The organism is Streptomyces sp. SAS_281, from assembly GCF_052542855.1.
Genome location: NZ_JBMNDO010000137.1, coordinates 1 through 20,580 on the forward strand (window position 1 = coordinate 1; position 20,580 = coordinate 20,580).

18 protein-coding genes are annotated in these 20,580 nt (G+C 72.6%); 11 read left to right on the forward strand and 7 right to left on the reverse strand.

Annotation, left to right across the window (positions count from 1 at the left end):
* Positions 1 to 48: 48 nt before the first annotated feature.
* The gene (gene greA / locus ACN6LM_RS33210) at positions 49 to 546 is read right to left on the reverse strand and encodes a transcription elongation factor GreA (RefSeq protein ID WP_445069101.1); all 498 of its coding nucleotides are present in this window, start codon (positions 544 to 546) and stop codon (positions 49 to 51) included.
* Positions 547 to 729: 183 nt separating this feature from the next.
* Positions 730 to 1,146: a DUF4307 domain-containing protein gene (locus ACN6LM_RS33215; protein ID WP_445069102.1), complete on the reverse strand. Its 417-nt coding sequence runs from the start codon at positions 1,144 to 1,146 to the stop codon at positions 730 to 732.
* A 152-nt stretch (positions 1,147 to 1,298) separates the two neighbouring features.
* Here ACN6LM_RS33215 and mca point away from each other — a divergent pair, with 152 nt between their 5' ends.
* A complete protein-coding gene (gene mca, locus ACN6LM_RS33220) occupies positions 1,299 to 2,180 on the forward strand; it encodes a mycothiol conjugate amidase Mca (RefSeq protein ID WP_445069103.1) in 882 nt (293 codons plus the stop codon).
* Position 2,181: 1 nt separating this feature from the next.
* On the forward strand, positions 2,182 to 2,418 hold the full coding sequence (locus ACN6LM_RS33225; RefSeq protein ID WP_445069104.1) for a hypothetical protein: 237 nt from the start codon (positions 2,182 to 2,184) through the stop codon (positions 2,416 to 2,418).
* Positions 2,419 to 2,462: 44 nt separating this feature from the next.
* Here ACN6LM_RS33225 and ACN6LM_RS33230 read toward each other — a convergent pair whose 3' ends face one another.
* Entirely contained in the window at positions 2,463 to 5,642 is a 3,180-nt protein-coding gene (locus ACN6LM_RS33230; RefSeq protein WP_445069105.1) for a tetratricopeptide repeat protein, read from the reverse strand.
* Between the two features lie 217 nt (positions 5,643 to 5,859).
* On the opposite strand from ACN6LM_RS33230, the gene ACN6LM_RS33235 reads away from it, so the two are divergent.
* Entirely contained in the window at positions 5,860 to 7,866 is a 2,007-nt protein-coding gene (locus ACN6LM_RS33235) for a thioredoxin domain-containing protein (protein ID WP_445069106.1), read from the forward strand.
* A 48-nt stretch (positions 7,867 to 7,914) separates the two neighbouring features.
* Here the strand turns inward: ACN6LM_RS33235 and trhA are convergent, their stop codons facing one another.
* Entirely contained in the window at positions 7,915 to 8,610 is a 696-nt protein-coding gene (trhA, locus tag ACN6LM_RS33240) for a PAQR family membrane homeostasis protein TrhA (RefSeq protein WP_445069107.1), read from the reverse strand.
* Positions 8,611 to 8,840: 230 nt separating this feature from the next.
* On the opposite strand from trhA, the gene ACN6LM_RS33245 reads away from it, so the two are divergent.
* From ACN6LM_RS33245 to ACN6LM_RS33255, 3 genes are all read left to right on the forward strand, one after another.
* Positions 8,841 to 10,667 carry a phosphoenolpyruvate carboxykinase (GTP) gene (locus ACN6LM_RS33245; RefSeq protein ID WP_445069108.1) on the forward strand — a complete coding sequence of 609 codons (1,827 nt, stop codon included), beginning with the start codon at positions 8,841 to 8,843 and terminating at the stop codon, positions 10,665 to 10,667.
* Between the two features lie 174 nt (positions 10,668 to 10,841).
* Complete coding sequence (locus ACN6LM_RS33250) at positions 10,842 to 11,357, forward strand: hypothetical protein (RefSeq protein WP_445069109.1); 516 nt, start codon at positions 10,842 to 10,844, stop codon at positions 11,355 to 11,357.
* A gap of 99 nt (positions 11,358 to 11,456) precedes the next feature.
* A complete protein-coding gene (locus ACN6LM_RS33255; RefSeq protein WP_445069110.1) occupies positions 11,457 to 13,577 on the forward strand; it encodes a DUF7927 domain-containing protein in 2,121 nt (706 codons plus the stop codon).
* A 71-nt stretch (positions 13,578 to 13,648) separates the two neighbouring features.
* On the opposite strand, the gene ACN6LM_RS33260 is transcribed toward ACN6LM_RS33255, so the two are convergent.
* From ACN6LM_RS33260 to ACN6LM_RS33270, 3 genes are all read right to left on the reverse strand, one after another.
* The gene (locus ACN6LM_RS33260) at positions 13,649 to 14,044 is read right to left on the reverse strand and encodes an SCO4983 family protein (protein WP_445069111.1); all 396 of its coding nucleotides are present in this window, start codon (positions 14,042 to 14,044) and stop codon (positions 13,649 to 13,651) included.
* 91 nt (positions 14,045 to 14,135) lie between these two features.
* Positions 14,136 to 15,347 carry a pyridoxal phosphate-dependent aminotransferase gene (locus tag ACN6LM_RS33265; protein WP_445069112.1) on the reverse strand — a complete coding sequence of 404 codons (1,212 nt, stop codon included), beginning with the start codon at positions 15,345 to 15,347 and terminating at the stop codon, positions 14,136 to 14,138.
* A gap of 273 nt (positions 15,348 to 15,620) precedes the next feature.
* The gene (locus ACN6LM_RS33270) at positions 15,621 to 16,460 is read right to left on the reverse strand and encodes an arylamine N-acetyltransferase family protein (protein WP_445069113.1); all 840 of its coding nucleotides are present in this window, start codon (positions 16,458 to 16,460) and stop codon (positions 15,621 to 15,623) included.
* Between the two features lie 139 nt (positions 16,461 to 16,599).
* Between ACN6LM_RS33270 and ACN6LM_RS33275 the strand changes: the two genes are divergently transcribed.
* From ACN6LM_RS33275 to ACN6LM_RS33295, 5 genes are all read left to right on the forward strand, one after another.
* On the forward strand, positions 16,600 to 16,767 hold the full coding sequence (locus ACN6LM_RS33275) for a hypothetical protein (protein ID WP_445069114.1): 168 nt from the start codon (positions 16,600 to 16,602) through the stop codon (positions 16,765 to 16,767).
* Positions 16,768 to 16,843: 76 nt separating this feature from the next.
* Positions 16,844 to 17,683, forward strand: a complete 840-nt coding sequence (locus ACN6LM_RS33280; RefSeq protein WP_445069115.1) for a lysostaphin resistance A-like protein — start codon at positions 16,844 to 16,846, stop codon at positions 17,681 to 17,683.
* Between the two features lie 35 nt (positions 17,684 to 17,718).
* Positions 17,719 to 18,870, forward strand: coding sequence for a sensor histidine kinase (locus tag ACN6LM_RS33285; RefSeq protein WP_445069118.1), 1,152 nt, complete (start codon positions 17,719 to 17,721; stop codon positions 18,868 to 18,870).
* The gene (locus tag ACN6LM_RS33290) at positions 18,867 to 19,526 is read left to right on the forward strand and encodes a response regulator (RefSeq protein ID WP_445069116.1); all 660 of its coding nucleotides are present in this window, start codon (positions 18,867 to 18,869) and stop codon (positions 19,524 to 19,526) included. Before ACN6LM_RS33285 ends, ACN6LM_RS33290 begins: the two co-directional genes overlap by 4 nt.
* Before the next feature lie 126 nt (positions 19,527 to 19,652).
* Positions 19,653 to 20,525, forward strand: a complete 873-nt coding sequence (locus ACN6LM_RS33295; RefSeq protein ID WP_445069117.1) for a S1 family peptidase — start codon at positions 19,653 to 19,655, stop codon at positions 20,523 to 20,525.
* Positions 20,526 to 20,580: the final 55 nt, after the last annotated feature.

Here is a 20,580-nt window from a genome sequence, read left to right on the forward strand (position 1 = left end):
AGCCCCGGCCGCGCGATGCGGCCGGGGCTCCTCGCCGTGCTCGACGGGTCAGCCGGTGTACGGCTTCGCCGAGAGGATCTTCACCGTGGCCGTCCGGCCGTTCGGCAGCTCGTAGTCGGCGTCGTCGCCGGTCTTCTTGCCGTTCACGCCCACGCCGAGCGGCGACTGCGGCGAGTACGTCTCGATGTCCGCGCTCGCGTACTCACGGGAGGCCAGGAGGAAGGTCATGGTGTCGTTCTCGTCGCCGTCGAAGGCGATCGTCACGACCATGCCGGGCTCGACCACGCCGTCGTCGGCGGGCGCCTCGCCCACCTTCGCGTGCTCGAGGAGCTGGGTCAGCTGGCGCACCCGGAGCTCCATCTTGCCCTGCTCCTCCTTGGCCGCGTGGTACCCGCCGTTCTCGCGCAGGTCCCCCTCCTCACGGGCCGCCGCGATCTTGACGGCGATCTCCGTGCGCGCGGGACCAGACAGGTACTCCAGCTCGGCCTTGAGCTGGTTGTACGCCTCCTGCGTGAGCCAGGTGACGTTTTCGCTGGTCTGGGTCACAGGGTGCTCCTCGTCGGTACTGGGAATACAAAGCAACGCCCTACCCGCAAGCATGCGCTGCTCAGGGTGGGCGAAACCACGAGCCTAACAATTCACTGGGAAAAGGGGGAGAAGGTAAAAGTCCCGACCGCGGAAACCGCAGGTCAGAGCCGGGTAAATGGGGTTACGACGGGCGTGCTGCGGTCAACTCGACGCCCCGCCGTCCTCCGTGCAGCCCAGCAGCTCGACGGCGGTCGCCCGGGAGGTCGTCCGCAGGGTCAGGATCTTGTCGATCCGGCTGCTGTCGTCGTCGAAACGGAAGTCCTTGCGGGCGACCTCCGTACCGTTCTCGCTCAGCGAGCGGAGGGTGCAGTAGCCCTGGTCGTCCCGGCCCTTGCGGACCTCCAGGTGCACCTCGACGCGGTCGTCCGAGGTGACCTTGAACTTGATCATCTCGGCGCTGAGGCCCTTGCCCCCCACGTAGTCGAAGCCGATCCAGCCGACCACGCCCAGCAGTGCGACGCCGAGCACCGAGCCGATGACCTTGAGCCTGCGGTCCGCGCGCTGGTCCGCGGAGCGGCCGTAGCGGTTCTCGGGAAGCGCCTCGCGCACCGCTGTCATGATCGTTCCTCCCGTGCCGGGGATCGAGGAATTTTCCACCCCCCGGTTCGGTCACTATAGAAGTTGCCCACCCGTCACCCGACCGCCGCCCCGGGATCGGCGTCCCTGCGGGACGGCACCATGGATGGCGACCACTGACTGAGGATCGAGTCTTGACTGAGCAGCTTCGACTGATGGCCGTACACGCCCACCCCGACGACGAGTCGAGCAAGGGCGCGGCCACCATGGCCAAGTATGTGTCCGAGGGGGTGGACGTGCTGGTGGTGACCTGCACGGGAGGCGAGCGCGGCTCCATCCTCAACCCGAAACTCCAGGGTGACGCGTACATCGAGGAGAACATCCACGAGGTGCGCCGCAAGGAGATGGACGAGGCCCGGGAGATCCTGGGCGTCAAGCAGGAGTGGCTCGGCTTCGTGGACTCGGGCCTGCCCGAGGGCGACCCGCTGCCGCCGCTCCCCGAGGGCTGCTTCGCCCTGGAGGACGAGACCGTCGCGGCCGGCCGCCTCGTCGCGAAGATCCGCGCGTTCCGGCCGCAGGTGATCACCACGTACGACGAGAACGGGGGCTACCCGCACCCCGACCACATCATGACCCACACCATCTCGATGATCGCCTTCGAGGGCGCGGCGGACACCGAGAAGTTCCCCGAGGCGGAGTTCGGCCCCGCCTGGACGCCGCAGAAGCTCTACTACAACCAGGGCTTCAACCGGCAGCGCACGGTCGCCCTGCACGAGGCCCTGCTCGCCCGCGGCATGGAGTCGCCGTACGGGGAGTGGCTGGAGCGCTGGAAGGAGTTCGGCCGCCCCGAGCGCACGCTGACCACGCACATCCCGTGCGCGGACTTCTTCGAGATCCGCGACAAGGCGCTGATCGCGCACGCCACGCAGATCGACCCGGACGGCGGCTGGTTCCGCGTCCCGATGGACATCCAGCGGGAGGTCTGGCCGACCGAGGAGTACGAGCTGGCGAAGTCTCTGGTCGATACCTCCCTCCCCGAGAGCGACCTCTTCTCGGGCATCCGCGACAATGCCTGATATGTACGCGACTCAGGCACTGACGAACCTCGTCCCGCTCGCCGAGGAACTCGACAAGAACAAGGTGACCCCCGGGGTCCTCGGCTTCATCGTCTTCGCGGCGCTCGCCGTGGGCGTGTGGGCCCTCATGAAGTCGATGAACCGGCACATGGGACGGGTGAACTTCGAGGAGACGCCGGCGGAGCCGGCGTCGGAGCAGCCGGCCGAGCCGGCGGCCGGGTCCGCGAAGCGGAAGTAGGACGGCGGGGCGCCCGGCCGCGCCCCGCCCGTCGTCGACCGAGGTCAGACGCCTACGCCCATGATCTCCCGGGTCCGGCGGGACGGGACCAGGTCCAGGGACCACGCCTGCCAGCCCGTCTCCAGGCCGGCGCCCCGGTCCAGGACCACCCGGTAGGTGTCCGCGCAGTGGTCGACCTCCGGGTCCCTGGCCGGGTGGCCGGCCGCGCGGAGCTCGGCCAGCTCCTGCTGGGCGACCACCGCGCCCACCTCGACGCCGCCCGGCGAGGCGTACGGCAGCAGCGTGCAGCGCAGGAAGCGCGCCCAGTCCGCGCCGCGCGCGTCCCCGTACGACTCGAACAGGGCGACCGCCTCGTCGCACAGCCCGAGGGCCTGGGGAGTCCGCTGGTTGCCCGCGTCGACCAGCGCGAGGTCCAGGCAGGCCCACGCCTCGCCGTGGGCGACCCCGATGCGCCGGAAGTCCGCCCGCGCGTCCGCCAGCAGCTGGCGGGCGAAGCCGGAATTGCGCAGGTTGCCCGTCTGTGCGGCCCGCTGGTCGCGGGTGACGCGCCCCGAGTGGTGCCGGGCGCAGGCGAGGCCGTAGACATCGCGCATCCGCGAGAACATCGTCCGGGCCCGCTCCAGCTGCCGTACGGCTTCCACCGTGTCGCCGTGCTCCTCCAGCGCCTGGCCCAGGTGGTACAGGGTCCACGCCTCGCCGCGCGCGTCCTCGTTGTCGCGGTGGCGGGCCAGGGCCGCGGTCAGCTGCTCGACGGCCGCACCCGGGTCGCCGGCCAGCAGCCGGGCCCGGGCAAGCTGGGTCGTCGCCCACGCCACCCCGCGCTCGTCACGGGTCCGCCCGTACAGATCGAGGGCGGCGCGCAGCGCGGCCTCGGCCCGCTCCGCATCGCCCAGGCGCAGCCGGACCTGGCCGAGCTGGAACCGGGTCCACGCCTCGCCGTGGAGCGACTCGCCCTCGCGGTGCAGGGTGAGCGCGGTGTCCAGGAGGGCGACCGCGTCGGCCAGGTTGCCCCGGTCGCGTTCGACGGCGGCCAGCGCGTGCAGCGACCAGGCCCGGTCCGCGTCCTGCCCGGCGGCGAGCTGAAGCTCCATCGCCTCGCGGAGCCGGGCCGCCGCCTCGGTCAGATTGCCCTGGTGGTGCAGCGTGATGCCGAGGGAGCACAGCGCCAGCGCCGTACCGGCGTCGTTCTGCGCCTCCCGGTACAGGCCGACGACGGAGGACAGCGTGGTGCGGGCCTTGTCCAGCTCGCCCAGCTGCCGGGCGGCGATGCCCGTACGCCAGCGCACCGACCGTTCGAGGAGCCCCTGGTCGACCGCCTGGGTCAGCTCGCTGATCTCACCCAGCCGGTAGAGGTCGCCACGCAGCAGGCAGTAGTCGCACAGCGCGCCGAGCAGCGCGAGCACCGCCGCCTGGTCGACGCCCTCCGCATGGCGCAGGGCCGAGGTGATGAAGCTCGACTCGTCGTCCAGCCAGCGCAGGGCCGCGTCCAGCGAACCGAAGCCGTGCGAGCCGAACCGGCCGGCCCGGGTCGACATCTTGCCGTCCACCATCCGGATCACCGCACCGGCCAGCTCCGCGTAGTTCGCGATCAGCCGTTCCTGCGCGGCGGCGCGCTCGGCCGGCTCCTCCTCGTCCAGCAGCCGGGCCAGGGCGAAGCCGCGCACCAGGTCGTGCAGGCGGTAGCGGGAGCCGCGCACGTGGTCGAGCAGCCCGGCCTCGGACAGGGCCGTCAGCAGCCGGCCGGCCTCCTGCTCGTCGGCGGAGAGCAGCGCCGCGGCGGCAGCGGCGCCCAGGCTCGCCCGGCCCGCCAGCGCGAGCCGTCGCAGCAGCCGCCTGGCCTGCTCGGACTGGTCGGTGTACCGCAGCCACAGGGCGCGCTCGACGGGCGGCACCGGACCGTACGCGGCGAGGTCGGCGGCCAGCACGTCCGCCGTGCGCGCCCCGAGAGCGGACCCGGCGACGCGCAGGGCCAGCGGCAGCCCGCCGCACAGGTCGGTGATCGCCTCGCTCGACGGATAGTCGTACGGACCCGGCTCGGCCTCCTGCGACACCCCGCGCAGCAGTTCCTCCGCGCCGCCCGGATCGAGCGCCCCGACCTCCAGCCGGTGCACCCAGGCGGGCAGGGAGTCCGGCAGGTCCAGCGGCTCGCGGGCGGTGACCAGGACCAGGCTGTCGGAACGCTCCGGGATCAGCGTGGCGACCTGCTCGGCGTCCCGGGCGTCGTCCAGGACGATCGTCACCGCCGTGCCCGTCAGGTGCTGGTGGTACAGCTCCCCGAGCCGGCGCACCTGCTGCTCGGCGGACGCGCTGTCCCGGAACAGCAGTTGCTCGCGGGGTGCGCCCAGCCGGTTCAGCAGATGCAGCAGCGCGTCCCGGGTCGGCAGCGGCGCCTCGCCCTCGGCGTCGCCGCGCAGGTCCACCACGCACGCGCCCTTGAACTGGTCCCTCAGCTCGTGCGCGGCCCGCACGGCGAGCGTGGTGCGCCCGGCGCCCGGGGGGCCGTGCAGCACGACGACGGTCGGCTTCGTCTCGGTCGACGCGCGGGCGGCGTGCACCCACTGGCCGATGCGGGCCAGCTCGCCCCGCCGCCCCGCGAACAGCCCGTCGGCCGCCGGGAGATGGCCGAACGACTGCTCCAGGAGCGAGCGCATCCGCGCGGCCGCGCTGCGGTCCCCGCCGCGCAGCGGGGTACGCGCCTTGGCCGCGGCCTTCTTCGCCGGGGCACGGGTGGCGGCGGCGAGCATCCGCTGCTGGTCGAGGAACGGGCGGATGCCCCGTACGTCGAGGGCGGCCAGCCATTGGAGCCGCAGCTGATCCGGCCGGGCGCCCGCCGGGGTGGCGGGCCGGTTCGACGCGGTGGCCTTGGCGACCGTGGCGGTGGCCCCCGCCACGGCGACGACCGCCCCCGCGCCGAGCGCCAGCCCGGACGCCGTGCCGAGCGCCACGTCGGCGCCGAAGGCCGCGGCGGCGGCGACACCGGTGACCAGTAACGGCGTCGCCATGCTCTCCCGGCTGAACCGCTGCCCGCCCGCCGAGGCGTCGAGCGCCCGCACATACGCCGCGTACTCCTCCGCCGCGCCCTCCGCGATGGTGTCGAGGGCGGCCCTCGCACGGGTCAGCAGGACGGACGGATCCGTCCGCCCGCCGCTGCGCCGTGCCTCTTCCTCCACGGCCCGTACCAACAGCCGCTCCGCATCGGCCCGGTGGCCGTCCCGCATCCGCATCCGTGTCCCCCTCCGGCTCCGCTGGTCGCGGGGTCCAGTGTCCTTCGTACGGCGCGCCCGCGCGAGGGAGGACGCACGACCCGCCGGCCGCGAACGACGTGGGGCCGCATGCTGGTTGGGGGCAGTGCATCTCGTCGCAGGACACGGGGCGCGCACGGGACGTGCGACGCCGTGCGGTGCCCGTACCGGGGCACGGCGCTGTGAGAGGCTGGCCCGCATGAACCGGTTGGCTGGTGTGACCTCGCCGTATCTGCTTCAGCATGCCGACAATCCCGTCGACTGGTGGCCCTGGTCGCCCGAGGCGTTCGAGGAGGCCCGGCGGCGGAACGTGCCCGTGCTGCTCAGCGTCGGGTACTCCTCGTGCCACTGGTGCCACGTCATGGCGCACGAGTCGTTCGAGGACGAGGCGACCGCCGCGTACATGAACGAGCACTTCGTGTCCGTCAAGGTGGACCGCGAGGAGCGGCCCGACGTGGACGCGGTGTACATGGAGGCGGTGCAGGCGGCCACCGGGCAGGGTGGGTGGCCGATGACCGTGTTCCTCACCGCGGACGCCGAGCCGTTCTACTTCGGGACCTACTTCCCGCCCGAGGCGCGCCACGGGATGCCCTCCTTCCGGCAGGTGCTCGAAGGGGTCACCGCCGCCTGGACCGACCGGCGCGACGAGGTCGGGGAGGTGGCCGGGCGGATCGTGCGGGACCTGGCCGAGCGCAGCCTCGCCCACGGCGGGGACGGGCCGCCCGGGGAGGCCGAGTCGGCGCAGGCGCTGCTCGGGCTGACCCGGGACTACGACGAGCAGCGCGGCGGGTTCGGCGGGGCGCCCAAGTTCCCGCCGTCCATGGCGCTGGAGTTCCTGCTGCGCCACCACGCCCGCACCGGATCCGACGGCGCTCTTCAGATGGCCGCCGACACCTGCGCGGCGATGGCCCGCGGCGGGATCTACGACCAGCTCGGCGGCGGGTTCGCCCGGTACGCCGTGGACCGGGAGTGGGTCGTCCCGCATTTCGAGAAGATGCTCTACGACAACGCGCTGCTCTGCCGCGTGTACGCCCACCTGTGGCGGTCGACCGGGTCCGGACTCGCCCGGCGGGTGGCCCTGGAGACGGCCGACTTCATGGTGCGCGAGCTGCGGACGCCCGAGGGCGGGTTCGCCTCCGCGCTCGACGCCGACAGCGAGGACGCGCACGGCAGGCACGTCGAGGGCGCGTACTACGTGTGGACGCCGGAGCAGCTGAGCGAGGTGCTGGGCGAGGAGGACGCCGCGTTCGCCGCCGCGCACTTCGGGGTGACCGACGAGGGCACCTTCGAGGAGGGCTCCTCGGTGCTCCAGCTGCCCGGCGACCCCGACGACCCCCGCGCCGCCGGTGTACGGGAGCGGCTGCTCGCCGCCCGGGAGGAGCGCCCGCGCCCGGGGCGCGACGACAAGATCGTCGCCGCCTGGAACGGGCTCGCCATCGCCGCCCTCGCCGAGACGGGCGCCTTCTTCGACCGGCCCGACCTGGTCGAGCGGGCCACCGAGGCGGCCGACCTGCTGGTGCGGGTGCACATGGGGCCCGTCGCCCGGCTCGTCCGGACGTCGAAGGACGGGCGCGCCGGTGACCACGCCGGGGTGCTGGAGGACTACGGGGACGTCGCGGAGGGGTTCCTCGCGCTGGCCGGGGTGACCGGCGAGGGGGCCTGGCTGGAGTTCGCCGGATTCCTGCTGGACATCGTGCTCCAGCACTTCCGGGGCGAGGGCGGCCAGCTGTACGACACCGCGGACGACGCCGAGCGGCTGATCCGCCGGCCCCAGGACCCCACCGACAGCGCGACCCCGGCCGGCTGGACGGCCGCCGCCGGCGCGCTCCTCTCGTACGCCGCGCACACCGGCTCCGAGCCGCACCGCACCGCGGCCGAGGAGGCGCTGGGGGTCGTGAAGGCGCTGGGCCCGCGCGCCCCGCGCTTCATCGGCTGGGGGCTCGCGGTGGCCGAGGCGCTGCTCGACGGTCCGCGCGAGGTGGCCGTCGCCGGGCCGGTCGGCGGGGAGCTGCACCGTACGGCCCTGCTCGGGCGGGCGCCCGGCGCGGTCGTCGCGGCGGGGGAGTCCGGCGGGGCGGAGTTCCCGCTGCTGGCCGACCGGCCGACGGCGGACGGCGCACCGACCGCGTACGTCTGCCGGCACTTCGTCTGCGACGCGCCGACGACGGACGCGGAGGCGCTGGCCCGCGCGCTCGGCGGGGCCTGAGCGGGTACGGGGGCGCCCCGGGGCGCCCCCGCGAGGGCCGGGGCCGCCTCAGCTGTGGTGGTAGGCCACCAGCGAGATGCCGACGTAGTGCACCGCGAACGCGGCCAGGGTCAGCGAGTGGAAGACCTCGTGGAAACCGAACCAGCGCGGTGACGGGTTCGGCCGCTTGATGCCGTAGATGACGCCGCCCACGCTGTAGAGCACGCCGCCGACGACCACCAGCACCAGCACCGCGACCCCGCCGGTCCGCATGAAGTCCGGCAGGAAGAAGACCGCCGCCCAGCCCATCGCGATGTAGCACGGCGTGTACAGCCAGCGCGGGGCGCCGACCCAGAAGACCCGGAAGGCTATGCCGGCGAGCGCCGCGGCCCACACCGCCCACAGCAGCGGGGTGCCGGTGGACTCGGGGAGCAGGAGCAGGGTGAGCGGGGTGTAGGTCCCCGCGATGATCAGGAAGATGTTGGCGTGGTCGAGCCGGCGCAGCACGGCTTCGCCGCGCGGCCCCCACGTACCGCGGTGGTAGACCGCGCTCACGCCGAAGAGCAGGCACGCCGTCAGGACGTAGACCGCACAGGCGATCCGGCCCCGGGTGCTGTCCGACTGGGCGACGAGCACGATGCCCGCGATGACGACGGCGGGAAACATTCCGGCATGCAGCCAGCCACGCATCCGTGGCTTCAGCGGAACGTCGGCGAGCGTGGCCGGGCGGGGACCGGTGGTGTCGGGCGCGGCGGCAGCAGTCATTCCCGCATCGTACCTACGCCTCCGTAGGGAGCGGATATGGGCGGTGACGGAGTGCTGATGCTCACATGGGCGGCCCTCTGGACATATGGGCGCGAGGGTCGGATGATCAAATGAGTGCGGTCGGCACCGGATGAGCGCCAAGGGGAATTCGAAGGGGTACACGCATCCGGGTCGCGGCCCCCACGGGGCACAGGAGCACCAACCGAACACACCCTCACCAAGGAGCGATCGTGGCGCGCGACATCGCGGCTCCCCTCACTGTTCCCACCAACCACCAGGAGCTGATCTCCTGGGTGGACGAGATCGCAGCACTCACCGAGCCGGACCGGGTGGTCTGGTGCGACGGTTCCGAGGCCGAGCACGAGCGCCTGTGCGGGGAGCTCGTCGCCAAGGGCACCTTCACCAAGCTGGACGGGATCAAGCGCCCGAACTCCTACTACGCGGCCTCCGACCCCAGCGACGTGGCCCGCGTCGAGACCCGTACGTTCATCTGCTCCGCGAAGGAGGAGGACGCCGGTCCGACGAACCACTGGAAGGACCCCGCCGAGATGCGGGAGATCTTCACGGGCGAGCAGGGCGTCTTCCGCGGCTCGATGCGCGGCCGGACCATGTACGTCGTCCCGTTCTGCATGGGCCCGCTCGGGTCGCCGCTGTCCGCGATCGGCGTCGAGATCACCGACTCCGCGTACGTCGCCGTCTCCATGCGCACCATGACGCGCATGGGGCAGCCGGTGCTCGACGAGCTGGGCTCCGACGGCTTCTTCGTGAAGGCCGTCCACACGCTGGGCGCGCCGCTGGCGGAGGGCCAGGAGGACGTCCCCTGGCCCTGCAACGAGACCAAGTACATCTCGCACTTCCCCGAGGACCGCGAGATCTGGTCGTACGGCTCCGGCTACGGCGGCAACGCACTGCTCGGCAAGAAGTGCTACGCGCTGCGCATCGCCTCCGTCATGGCCCGCGACGAGGGCTGGCTCGCGGAGCACATGCTGATCCTGAAGCTCACGCCGCCGCGCGGTGAGTCGAAGTACGTCGCGGCCGCGTTCCCGAGCGCCTGCGGCAAGACGAACCTCGCCATGCTGGAGCCCACGATCTCCGGCTGGACCGTGGAGACCATCGGCGACGACATCGCGTGGATGCGGTTCGGCGAGGACGGCAGGCTGTACGCGATCAACCCGGAGGCGGGCTTCTTCGGCGTCGCGCCCGGTACCGGCGAGCACACCAACGCCAACGCCATGAAGACGATGTGGGGCAACTCCGTCTTCACCAACGTCGCGCTCACCGACGACGGCGACGTCTGGTGGGAGGGGATGACCGAGGAGCCGCCCGCGCACCTCACGGACTGGAAGGGCAACGACTGGACCCCCGCGTCCGGGACGCCCGCCGCCCACCCCAACGCCCGCTTCACCGTGCCGGCCGGGCAGTGCCCGATCATCGCGCCCGAGTGGGAGGACCCGAAGGGCGTGCCGATCTCGGCCATCCTCTTCGGCGGCCGCCGCGCCTCGGCCGTCCCGCTGGTCACCGAGTCCTTCAACTGGCAGCACGGCGTCTTCCTCGGTGCCAACGTCGCCTCCGAGAAGACCGCCGCGGCCGAGGGCAAGGTCGGTGAGCTGCGCCGCGACCCGTTCGCCATGCTGCCGTTCTGCGGCTACAACATGGGCGACTACATGGGCCACTGGCTCAAGGTCGGCGCCGACAAGCGGGACCAGTCGAAGCTGCCGAGGATCTACTACGTGAACTGGTTCCGCAAGAACGACGCGGGCAAGTTCGTCTGGCCCGGCTTCGGCGAGAACAGCCGCGTCCTGAAGTGGATCGTCGAGCGCCTGGAGGGGAAGGCGGAGGGCGTCGAGTCGCCGATCGGCATCCTTCCCGCGAAGGGCTCGATCGACACCGAGGGCCTGGATCTCTCCGAGGCCGACCTCGACTTCCTGCTCAAGGTCGACAAGGAGGTCTGGCGCGAGGAGGCGGCGCTGGTCCCCGAACACCTCAACACCTTCGGCGACCACACGCCGAAGGAGCTGTGGGACGAGTACCGCGCGCTGGTCGAGCGCCTGGGCTGAGCCCCGCGTACGTACGGCCACGGCCCCCGAAGCGGCTTCGGGGGCCCTGGCCCGTTCAACCCGCCTTATTCGTAGTCGGGTTGTGACCCTGCGGAGCCGCAGCGGTGATGTGCGCGGCCGTACGGTCGGCCCGGTCGCGCCGCCGGTGCGCGGTGGCGGAGGGGGCCGCTCGGGATGCGGTATCCGCCGTACCCGCAGACGTCGGAGGGCGGTCCCGCACTCTTCCCCGGGCGCCGGACGGGCGGCATGACGGTCGCCCTGATCACCGTGGGCGCGCTGATCGCCCTGGCGGTGGTGGGCGGGCTCGTCGGCCTGATCGTCTTCGCCCGGGCGTACGGCGAGGTCCACGAGGACATCCACCCGGACCAGGACGTCACCGTCACCTCCTGCCGGACGGACGGGGAGACGCGCCGCCCCGTGGCCGGGGTGCGGATCACCAGTGAGGCGGCCCGGCGCGGTACGTACACCGTGCACGTTGAGTTCCGGGGCCGCGCGACCGGAAGCGGCGAGGGCGTGGCCGCCGGGAAGCGCACCCTGGCCGTCAAGGATCCGGCGGCCGGCGCCACGGTGTCGGAGCGGGTCGTCGGGCCCGGCGCGGTGCCGGGGCCGCCGGAGTGCGAGGTGGCCGAGGTGTCGTTCCAGTCGACGGCGGGGGCCTCGACGGTGCGCCCGTCCCCGTCCGCGTCCTGAGCCGTGCGTCCGGGCGGCCCACACCGCCATTGGGCCGCTGCTGCGGCGTGTCCCGCGTGGGCTGAGCAAGTGTCATGTCCTGTTTTTTTATGTTTTTTCATGCGCAAATACGAACGGCTGCTCCACGTTCCGGCCGTGGCGGCCACCGCCTGTGCGGGAACGGCGCTGGGGCTCCTGCTGACCACCGCCTCCGGGGTCGCCCAGTCCGCCGGCCCCGTCGCCGATGCCGCCCCCGCCACCTCGTCGGCGCGGGCGGCCGGCGAGTCCGTGCTGCTGGACGAGACCTTCACCGGCACCTCGGTCGCCGACCCCGGCTTCGTACCCCTGGACACGGCCTGTCTGACCGGCGCGTCGGACGAACCGCCCGCCGGGCAGTCGCAGATCGGGCCGTGCGACGACCCCGACACCCAGATGACTCCGCCCGTGCCCACCCCGGGCGAGACCCCGGGGTGGCTCCAGCTCACGGACCAGGGCTACTACCGGGTCGGCGGGATGCTCTACAACCGCCCGCTGCCCGGCAACGGCGGGCTCGACGTCACGTTCGAGCAGTACCAGTACGGCCCCGGGGACGCCGGCGCCGACGGCATCGGCTTCTTCCTGGTCGACGGCTCGGTGGACCTCACCAAGGCCGGCGCCAACGGCGGTTCCCTCGGGTACGCCCAGCGAAACCTGGACCCCGGGGTCGACGGCGGCTACCTGGGCGTCGGGCTCGACGCGTACGGCAACTTCGCCAACGACGCCGAGCTGCGCGGCAACGGCTGCCCCGACGACCAGAAGTCCCCGGTCACCAGCGCGCTCCCGGTGCCCGACACCGTCACCCTGCGCGGGCCGGGGCAGGGCGACGACGGCTACTGCTTCCTCGACTCCACCATCGAGCCCGACGACACCCAGGCGTCCGGCTTCCGCTCCACGCTGCCCGGCAGCCTGCGCGAACAGGGCACCGACCCGCTTCCCGCCAAGCGCACCGTGCACATCACGGTCAGCCCGGAGACCCGGCCCGCGGTGGACGTCGAGATCGACTTCAACGACGGCGCCGGCTTCCAGCCCGTGCTGTCCACTCGGATGACGGCCGACGCCCCGCCCACGTACAAGTTCGGCTTCTCCGGTTCGACCGGCGGCAGCATCGACACCCACCTCGTCCGGGCGCTCGAAGCGAGCTCCGTCGACACACTCGACCAGCTGAACCTGGTCAAGACCGTCGCGCCCCCGGACAACGCGGCCACCGAGCCCTTCGAGGTCGGCGACACCGTGCACTACCAGTTCCTCGTCACCAACACCGGAACGTCGGAACTCACCGACGTCCATGTCGAGGACCCGTCCGTCGCCGACGTGACCTGCCCGTCCACCACGCTCGGCCCGATGGGGTCCGCGACCTCGTCCATGGTCTGCGAGGGCACCCACGTCCTGACCGAGGCCGACGTCGTCAACGACACCTTCACCAACACGGCCACCGCGCAGGGCACGGCAGGCGCCGGCGACGTGACGTCCAACGAGTCCTCGGCGTCCGTCCCCGTCGAGCAGATCGACCAGGTGCTGGACATCTCCAAGACGGCCGAGCCCACGGGGGCCGAGCCCGGCGACACCGTCACCTACACCGTGACCGCCACCAACAGCGGTGGGACCACGCTGAGCCCCGCCCACCTCACCGACGACCTGTCCGGTGTCCTGGACGACGCCTCGCTCACCGCAGGGCCCACCGCGACCACCGGCACCGCGCAGGTGACCGGCGACACGCTCGACTGGTCCGGCGAGCTGGCCCCCGGCGCCTCCGCGACGATCACCTACACGGTCACCGTGGACGACCCGGACGAGGGCGACGCGGTCCTGCGCAACTCCGTCACCTCCGACACGCCGGGCGCGCGCTGCACCACGGAAGGGGCGCCCGAGCTGCCCTGCACCACCGAGGTCCCGGTGACCAACCCGAGCCCGACTCCTACGCCGACCCCGACCCCGTCGCCCACGGACGACTGCCCGACCCCGAGCCCGTCGCCGACGGACAGCACGAGCCCGTCGCCGCACCCGACGCACACGCACAGCCACGGTCCCGGCCCGTCCTGGACCCCGGGGCCGCACCCGACGAACGGGGGCCATCACGGTGGTGGCGGGGGCATGGCCGACACCGGCAGTGCGGCGACCGGCGTGGGCATCGCGGCCGTCCTCCTGCTGCTGGCCGGCTTCGCCACCCTGCGAATGAAGTCCAGGCCGCGCGGCCGGCACTGAGGCGCACGCGTAACAACTGAAGGGGGGTGGCACCCGGTCCGCGCGCCGCGACGGCGCGTGGACCGGGGCCGTCAGTGGGCGCCGACCGGCGTCCGCGCGTCGGCGGCGAGCGCCTCGGTGTGGGCGTCCATGCGCTCGGCCGACAGGATCGCGACCGCCGTGTCGGCGCGGGACGCCGCCACCACCAGGGCCCGGCCCGCGAGGGCGTGGGCGCGGCGATGGAGGGCGGTCGCGGGGGCGTCGCTCAGTCCGGCGTGGCGGACGGGCGGGGCGCCGCGCAGCCTGGCCACCTGCCCGGCGATGCGGTCGCCCGCCGCGCCGAGACCCAGTTCGTCGGTGACCGCGAGCAGGGCGGCCAGGTGTCCGGCGAGCTGGATGTCCAGCTCCTCCTCGCGGGTGCGGTGCGGGAAGTCGCCGGCGTGGTCGGCCGGTGTGTGGACCGATTTGGTGCGGATCGGTTCGTACATGGATGGCCTCCTGGTGGTGCTGTGGGGACCATCCTAGCTTGGATTCAGTCTAAAGTTGTCCAACTTCGAGAAAAGTCGGGCGGGGGGACGGCTACACCTGGCTGTAACCGTCCAGGAAGTGCGCGATCCGCCCGATCGCGTCCGTCAGGTCCTCCGTCGAGGGCAGCGTCACCACGCGGAAGTGGTCGGGATCCGGCCAGTTGAACCCGGTGCCCTGCACCACCATGATCTTCTCGGCCCGCAGCAGGTCCAGGACCATCTGCCGGTCGTCCTTGATCTTGTAGACCTTGGGGTCGAGCCGGGGGAAGAGGTACAGCGCGCCCTTCGGCTTCACGCAGGTCACGCCCGGGATCTGCGTCAGCAGGTCGTACGCCACATCGCGCTGCTCCAGGATGCGGCCGCCGGGCAGCACCAGGTCGTTGATCGACTGCCGGCCGCCGAGCGCGGTGGCGACCGCGTGCTGCGAGGGCATGTTGGCGCACAGCCGCATGTTGGCCAGGATCGTCAGCCCCTCGATGTACGAGGAGGCGTGCGCCTTGGGGCCGCAGACGGCCATCCAGCCCGAGCGGTACCCGGCGACCCGGTAGTTCTTCGACAGCCCGTTGAAGGTCAGGACCATCAGGTCCGGGGCGATCGTCGCGGTCGGGGTGTGCGTGGCACCGTCGTACAGGATGCGGTCGTAGATCTCGTCGGAGCAGACGACCAGGTTGTGCCGGCGGGCGATCTCCGTCAGTCCGCGCAGCATGTCGTCGTCGTAGACGGCGCCCGTCGGGTTGTTCGGGTTGATGATCACCATCGCCTTGGTGCGGTCGGTGATCTTCCGTTCGATGTCGGCGAGGTCGGGCATCCAGTCCGACTGCTCGTCGCAGCGGTAGTGCACGGCCGTGCCGCCCGCCAGCGAGACCGAGGCCGTCCACAGCGGGTAGTCCGGGGCCGGGACCAGCACCTCGTCGCCGTCGTCGAGGAGGGCCTGCATCGACATCTGGATCAGCTCGGAGACGCCGTTGCCGATGTAGACGTCCTCGACGTCCAGGTCGATGCCCTTGGTCTGGTAGTGCTGCATCACCGCCCGGCGCGCGGACAGCAGCCCCTTCGCGTCGCCGTAGCCGTGCGCCCCGGCGAGGTTGCGCAGGATGTCCTCAAGGATCTCGGGCGGGCACTCGAAGCCGAACGCGGCGGGGTTGCCGGTGTTCAGCTTGAGGATGCGATGCCCGGCCGCCTCCAGCCGCATCGCCTCCTCGAGCACGGGGCCGCGGATCTCGTAGCAGACGTTGGCGAGCTTCGTGGACTGGATGACCTGCATGTCAGCGAGCTTACGACTGTGTTTCACGGGCCGCCCGGGCTTTGCCCGCCGGTTGGCCCGCCCGGGCGGGGGCGCGCCCCGGCGCGGGCTTTCATCGCCATGCGCCCGCCTCCCGTGAACCGTGGGAACGCCGGTCACGGGAGGCCCGGGGCTTGGAATGGGGTGGCGCGGCGGCGTGACGGACCGGAACGGGTGACATGCACCACGGAGCGGTGTGCGCCCGGGGCTCGCGCGGCACCGCGGGCGCGCCCTCGGGCGGCGTCCGCGCCGGGCTCACGCGGGGAGCCGCGCGCCCTCCGGGAGGCGCAGCGCGAAGTCCTCCGTCAGTACGCGGGTCACCTCGTCGGCGTCCGCCAGCTCCCGCTCGCGCCGGGCACCGCCGTCGTGCGGCGTCACCACGAGGGTGCGGCCCGAGAGGGCGAGGTGGGCGTCCCCCGTGGTGCGCTGCACATACAGCAGCCGGGAGAACGGGGACCGGGGATTGGTCGCGATGTGCCAGTTGACGACCTCGTAGTCCGGCGCCTCGAAGGGCTCCCGGGTGAACGCGTACTGCCCCGCCCACTCCCCGTCGCGCGTCCGGGCCCGCAGCTCCCACAGGTCCAGGGGCCCCTCGTGCGGCAGCCGGACGAGCCGGTGGTGGCGCGGGGTGTCGTACAGCTCCGCGTCCGGGGCCAGCGCGATCGGCTCCAGCAGCGCGCCGGTCCCCCCGAAGCCGACGTCAGCGAGGTACGGGCCGGGCTCGCCCTCCACCCGGACCTCCATCAGCATGTGGGTGCGCGGCCGGACGTCGCCGGGGGCCGCGCCCAGCACCACGCGGGCGGTGAGGAGGGTGACGCCGAAGCCGAGGGCCCGGAGCGCGGCGGTGAACAGGGTGTTCTGCTCGTAGCAGTAGCCGCCGCGCCCGCCCCGTACGAGCTTCGCCTCCAGGTCGGACAGCGCGAGCGAGGGGACGGTGCCGAGGAGCGGGTCCAGGTTCTCGAAGGGGATGCCCAGCACGTGAGCCCGGTGCACGGAACGCAGCACGTCCACGCTGGGGCGGCGCTCTCCCTCGTACCCGATCCGGGCGAGGTAGGCGTCGAGGTCGAGTGCGTGAGCGGCGTCGTCGCGAGTCATGCCCCGACGGTATGCGGGGCCGGTCCGCCGCCTCCGTCCGGGGGAGGGGCGGTGCCGGTCCGCCGGTCCGGGTCCGCCCGTACCTCTGGAGCAGCTCAACAGCCGTATGCGGCGGGGTGCTCCGGGGGAGGTTCGGCACATGATCGGAAACGGGAAGAAGGACATGGCCGTGATCGTGGTGCGGGACGCGGATGCCGTGGTCGCCGCGCTGCGCGAGGAGCTGGGGCGGGCGGCCGGGGCGGACCGCCCCGGCCCGGCCCGCGATGTCCCCCGTGCGAGCTACGCGCAGGTGTCCACCCAGCGGTGACGCTTTCGGCGCCGGACGTTCATAGCGTTCAGGGGCAGCCGCGGCAGGTCGCCGCGGGCGTTTCCGAGGGGGACTCATGAGAGTGGTCCGGCAACTTCTCGCCGTTGTGGCGGTCTGGGCGATCGGCGGTCAGTGCGTCAGCGCGGTCGACGGGAACCCGTGGCTCACGCTTCTGATCGGGCTCGTGACGGCGGTGCTCGCCGTCCTGCTCTACCGGTGGGTGGTGGGGCGCACCGAGCGCCGCCCGGTCACCGAGCTGGCCCGGGAGGGTGCGGCGCCGGCTCTGGGGCGCGGTGCGCTCATGGGGCTGGTGCTCTTCGTGGCGGTCATCGCGAACATCGCCCTCCTCGGGGACTACGAGGTGAACGGCCTGGGGTCGGTCACGGGTGCGGTCGGGTTCGTCGGCTTCATGGCCGCCGCCGCCGTCACGGAGGAAGTGGTGTTCCGGGGCGTGCTGTTCCGGCTCGTCGAGGAGCGCGCCGGCACGCTGATCGCGCTGACGTCGACCGGGTTGCTGTTCGGGCTGATGCACCTGGTCAACCCGGACGCGAACCTGTGGGGCGCGCTCGCCATCGCGATCGAGGCGGGCGGCATGCTCGGCGCCGCGTACGCCGCCACCCGCAGCCTGTGGCTGCCCATCGGCCTGCACTTCGCCTGGAACTTCGCCGCGGCGGGAATCTTCAGCTCGGAGGTCTCGGGCAACGGCGCCTCCCAGGGACTCCTGGACTCGACGGCCACCGGCTCCCCGCTGGTCACCGGCGGCGACTTCGGCCCGGAGGCGAGTGTGTACTCCGTGGTCTTCGGGACTCTCGTGACGCTCGCGTTCCTGTGGCTGGCCCGCCGGCGCGGCCACCTGGTACCGCGTGGCGGACGGCGCGCCGCCCCGGTCCAGGCCGCCACTACAGTGCCCCGGTGATCAGTCTTCGCGAAGTACCGGCCCAGTGGCGGCGGTTGGGCACCGCCGTCCGCCGGCCGGTGCGGTGGCGGAGGCTCGACCCCACCGTGCGGGACCTGCCGTTCGGGCTGCTGCTCCTCGCCCTGTCGCTCATCCCGGCCTTCCACCGGCACGGGACGGAGCTGGGCGCCGTGGCGGAGCGTCCGTTCGACGCGCCGGCCGCGGTGGCCGCCGTGCTGGAGAGTCTGTCGCTCGCCCTGCGGCGGCGGTGGCCCGTGGTCTGCCTGGCCCTGGTCTCGCTGGGCTTCGCCGTCGACCAGCTCGGCGGCTACCACATGGTCGCCGGGACCGCGCTGCCCTTCGCGGTCCTGAGCGCGGGGGCGCACCTGGACCGCCACCGGCGCCTCGTCGCACTCGCCCTGACCGCCGCGTACGTGCCGCTGGCGCTCGCCCTGCACCGGTACGGCACCGAACCGGTGGAGGAGTTCCTGACGTTCTACCTGGTGCTGGTCCTCCTCTGGGGCGTCGGAGCGTGGCTGCGCACCGGCCGGGCCGCCGAGGCCGACCGCCGGCTCCGTGTCGCCGAGGAGAGCCGCACCGCCGAACGGGCTCGGATCGCGAGGGAGTTGCACGACGTGGTGACCCACCACGTGACGGCGATGATCGTCCAGGCCGAGGCGGCCCGCTATCTGACCGCCGCGCCCGACCGGCTCGACCATGCCCTGAGCAGCGTCACCGACACCGGGCGGCGGGCCGTCAACGACCTGCGCCACCTGCTCGACCTGCTCGATCCGGGCCACGGCGCCGGGGAGAGGGCGCCGTCCGCCGGTCGTATCCCGGTCCTGGTCGAGCAGGCGCGGCGGGCCGGGCAGAGCGTGGAGTTCAACGAGGAGGGCGTCCCCGCCGAGTCCACCGGGAGCGCCGAGCTGGTGGCCTACCGGGTGGTCCAGGAGGCGCTGACGAACGCCCTCAAGTACGCCCACGGCAGCCGTACTTCGGTGAGCGTGCGGCACGGCGGAAGAGAGATCACCGTGGAGGTCGGCACGGACGGCACCGGGAAGCGCGCCGACGTGCCCCCGGGCAGCGGGCGGGGGCTGGCCGGGCTGCGCGAGCGGGTCGGCGTCCTCGGCGGCGAGTTCCGCGCGGAGCCCGGTCCGGACGGCGGCTTCACCGTGCGGGCCCGCATACCGTCGGGGAGCGCGTCGTGACCGCACCGGCCCGCGTCCTCGTCTGCGACGACCAGGTACTCGTCCGCACCGGCCTCGCCACGATCATCGACGCCCAGCCGGACCTGGAAGTGGTGGGCGAGTGCGGGGACGGGCGGACCGCCGTCGAGATGGCCGGGCGACTGCGCCCGGACGTCGTGGTGATGGACATCCGCATGCCCGAGCTCGACGGCATCGAGGCGACCCGGCTGCTGGCCGGGGCGGGCGTGGAGCGGCCCGCCAAGGTGCTCGTGGTGACCACCTTCAACCTGGACGAGTACGTGTACGAGGCGCTGCGCGCCGGGGCGAGCGGGTTCCTGCTCAAGGACGCCCCGCCCGCCCAGCTGCTGCACGGCATCCGGACCGTGCACACGGGCCAGGCGCTGATCGACCCGGAGGTGACGCGCCGGCTGGTCGGCCGCTACGCCGCCCGGATCCGCCCCGCCGGGGACACCTCATCCGACATCCCGCTGACCCCGCGCGAACTGGAGGTCCTGCGCCTCATCGCGGACGGCTTCTCCAACAGCGAGATCGCGGCCGCGCTCGTGATCAGCCAGGAGACCGTGAAGACGTTCGTCTCGCGCATCCTCGCCAAGCTCGGTCTCCGCGACCGGGTCCAGGCGGTCGTCTACGCCTACCGGCAGGGTCTGGTGACCTGAAAGCGCGGCCGGAATCCGCCCCTTGTGCGCCCCCTCTCCGTACGCCAGCATGCGCATGTCAAATCGAAGGAACTTCGGTCGCAGACGCCAGTCGCGCTCTGTTCATTCGCAAGAGGGGACCCCCACATGAAAAAGCCTCTCGTCGGTGCGCTCTTCGCCGTGCTGCTCCTGGGAGCGGGCATCGCACCCGCGACCGCGGCCACGAGCCACGACGCGGCACCGGCCGCTCACACCGCGGTCAAGGCCGACCAGCAGATACGCGCCAAGGCGGTCACCTTCGCCGGGACCGTGGCGCTCAGCAACTGCTCCGGCTCCGTCGTCCGCACGCCTTCCTCGCAGCCGGGCGACCCCGCCCTCGTACTGTCCAACGGGCACTGCCTGGAGACCGGCTTCCCGGCCCCCGGAGCGGTCGTGTACAACCGCTCGTCCAGCCGCAGCTTCACCCTGCTCAACGCCTCGGGCAGCGGTGTCGGCACGGTCCGGGCGAGCAAGATCGCGTACGGGACGATGACGGACACCGACATCTCGGTGTACCAGCTCACCTCCACGTACGCGCAGATCGAGAGCCGCTACGGCATCAAGGCGCTGGAGCTCAGCACCACGCATCCCGTCGCGGGCACCGCCATCACCGTCGCGTCCGGGTACTGGAAGCGCATGTACAACTGCAACGTGGACGGGTTCGTCTACCGCCTCAAGGAGGGCAGCTGGACCTGGAAGGACTCGGTCCGCTACACCTCCGCCTGCCAGACCATCGGCGGCACCTCCGGCTCGCCCGTGATCGACAACGCCACCGGCAAGGTCGTCGCCGTCAACAACACCGGTAATGAGGACGGCGGGCGCTGCACGGACAACAACCCGTGCGAGGTCGACGAGAACGGGCAGGTGACGGTCCGCCAGGGCATCAACTACGCCCAGGAGACCTACGGCATCGCCGCGTGCATCGGCACCGGCAACGTCTTCGACCTGAACCGTGCGGGGTGTGCGCTGCCCAAGCCGTGATCCGTCGTACGCGATGAAGGGGCGGGGGATTGGAGGCCCCCCCCCCTCCCCGCGC

Coding starts and splice junctions, on each gene's coding strand:
- ACN6LM_RS33215 (WP_445069102.1), bottom strand. CDS start 1,146: ATGACAGCGGTGCGCGAGGCGCTTCCCGAGAACCGCTACGGCCGCTCC.
- ACN6LM_RS33225 (WP_445069104.1), top strand. CDS start 2,182: ATGTACGCGACTCAGGCACTGACGAACCTCGTCCCGCTCGCCGAGGAA.
- ACN6LM_RS33230 (WP_445069105.1), bottom strand. CDS start 5,642: ATGCGGATGCGGGACGGCCACCGGGCCGATGCGGAGCGGCTGTTGGTA.
- ACN6LM_RS33235 (WP_445069106.1), top strand. CDS start 5,860: ATGAACCGGTTGGCTGGTGTGACCTCGCCGTATCTGCTTCAGCATGCC.
- trhA (WP_445069107.1), bottom strand. CDS start 8,610: ATGACTGCTGCCGCCGCGCCCGACACCACCGGTCCCCGCCCGGCCACG.
- ACN6LM_RS33250 (WP_445069109.1), top strand. CDS start 10,842: ATGCGGTATCCGCCGTACCCGCAGACGTCGGAGGGCGGTCCCGCACTC.
- ACN6LM_RS33255 (WP_445069110.1), top strand. CDS start 11,457: ATGCGCAAATACGAACGGCTGCTCCACGTTCCGGCCGTGGCGGCCACC.
- ACN6LM_RS33260 (WP_445069111.1), bottom strand. CDS start 14,044: ATGTACGAACCGATCCGCACCAAATCGGTCCACACACCGGCCGACCAC.
- ACN6LM_RS33265 (WP_445069112.1), bottom strand. CDS start 15,347: ATGCAGGTCATCCAGTCCACGAAGCTCGCCAACGTCTGCTACGAGATC.
- ACN6LM_RS33270 (WP_445069113.1), bottom strand. CDS start 16,460: ATGACTCGCGACGACGCCGCTCACGCACTCGACCTCGACGCCTACCTC.
- ACN6LM_RS33275 (WP_445069114.1), top strand. CDS start 16,600: ATGATCGGAAACGGGAAGAAGGACATGGCCGTGATCGTGGTGCGGGAC.
- ACN6LM_RS33280 (WP_445069115.1), top strand. CDS start 16,844: ATGAGAGTGGTCCGGCAACTTCTCGCCGTTGTGGCGGTCTGGGCGATC.
- ACN6LM_RS33295 (WP_445069117.1), top strand. CDS start 19,653: ATGAAAAAGCCTCTCGTCGGTGCGCTCTTCGCCGTGCTGCTCCTGGGA.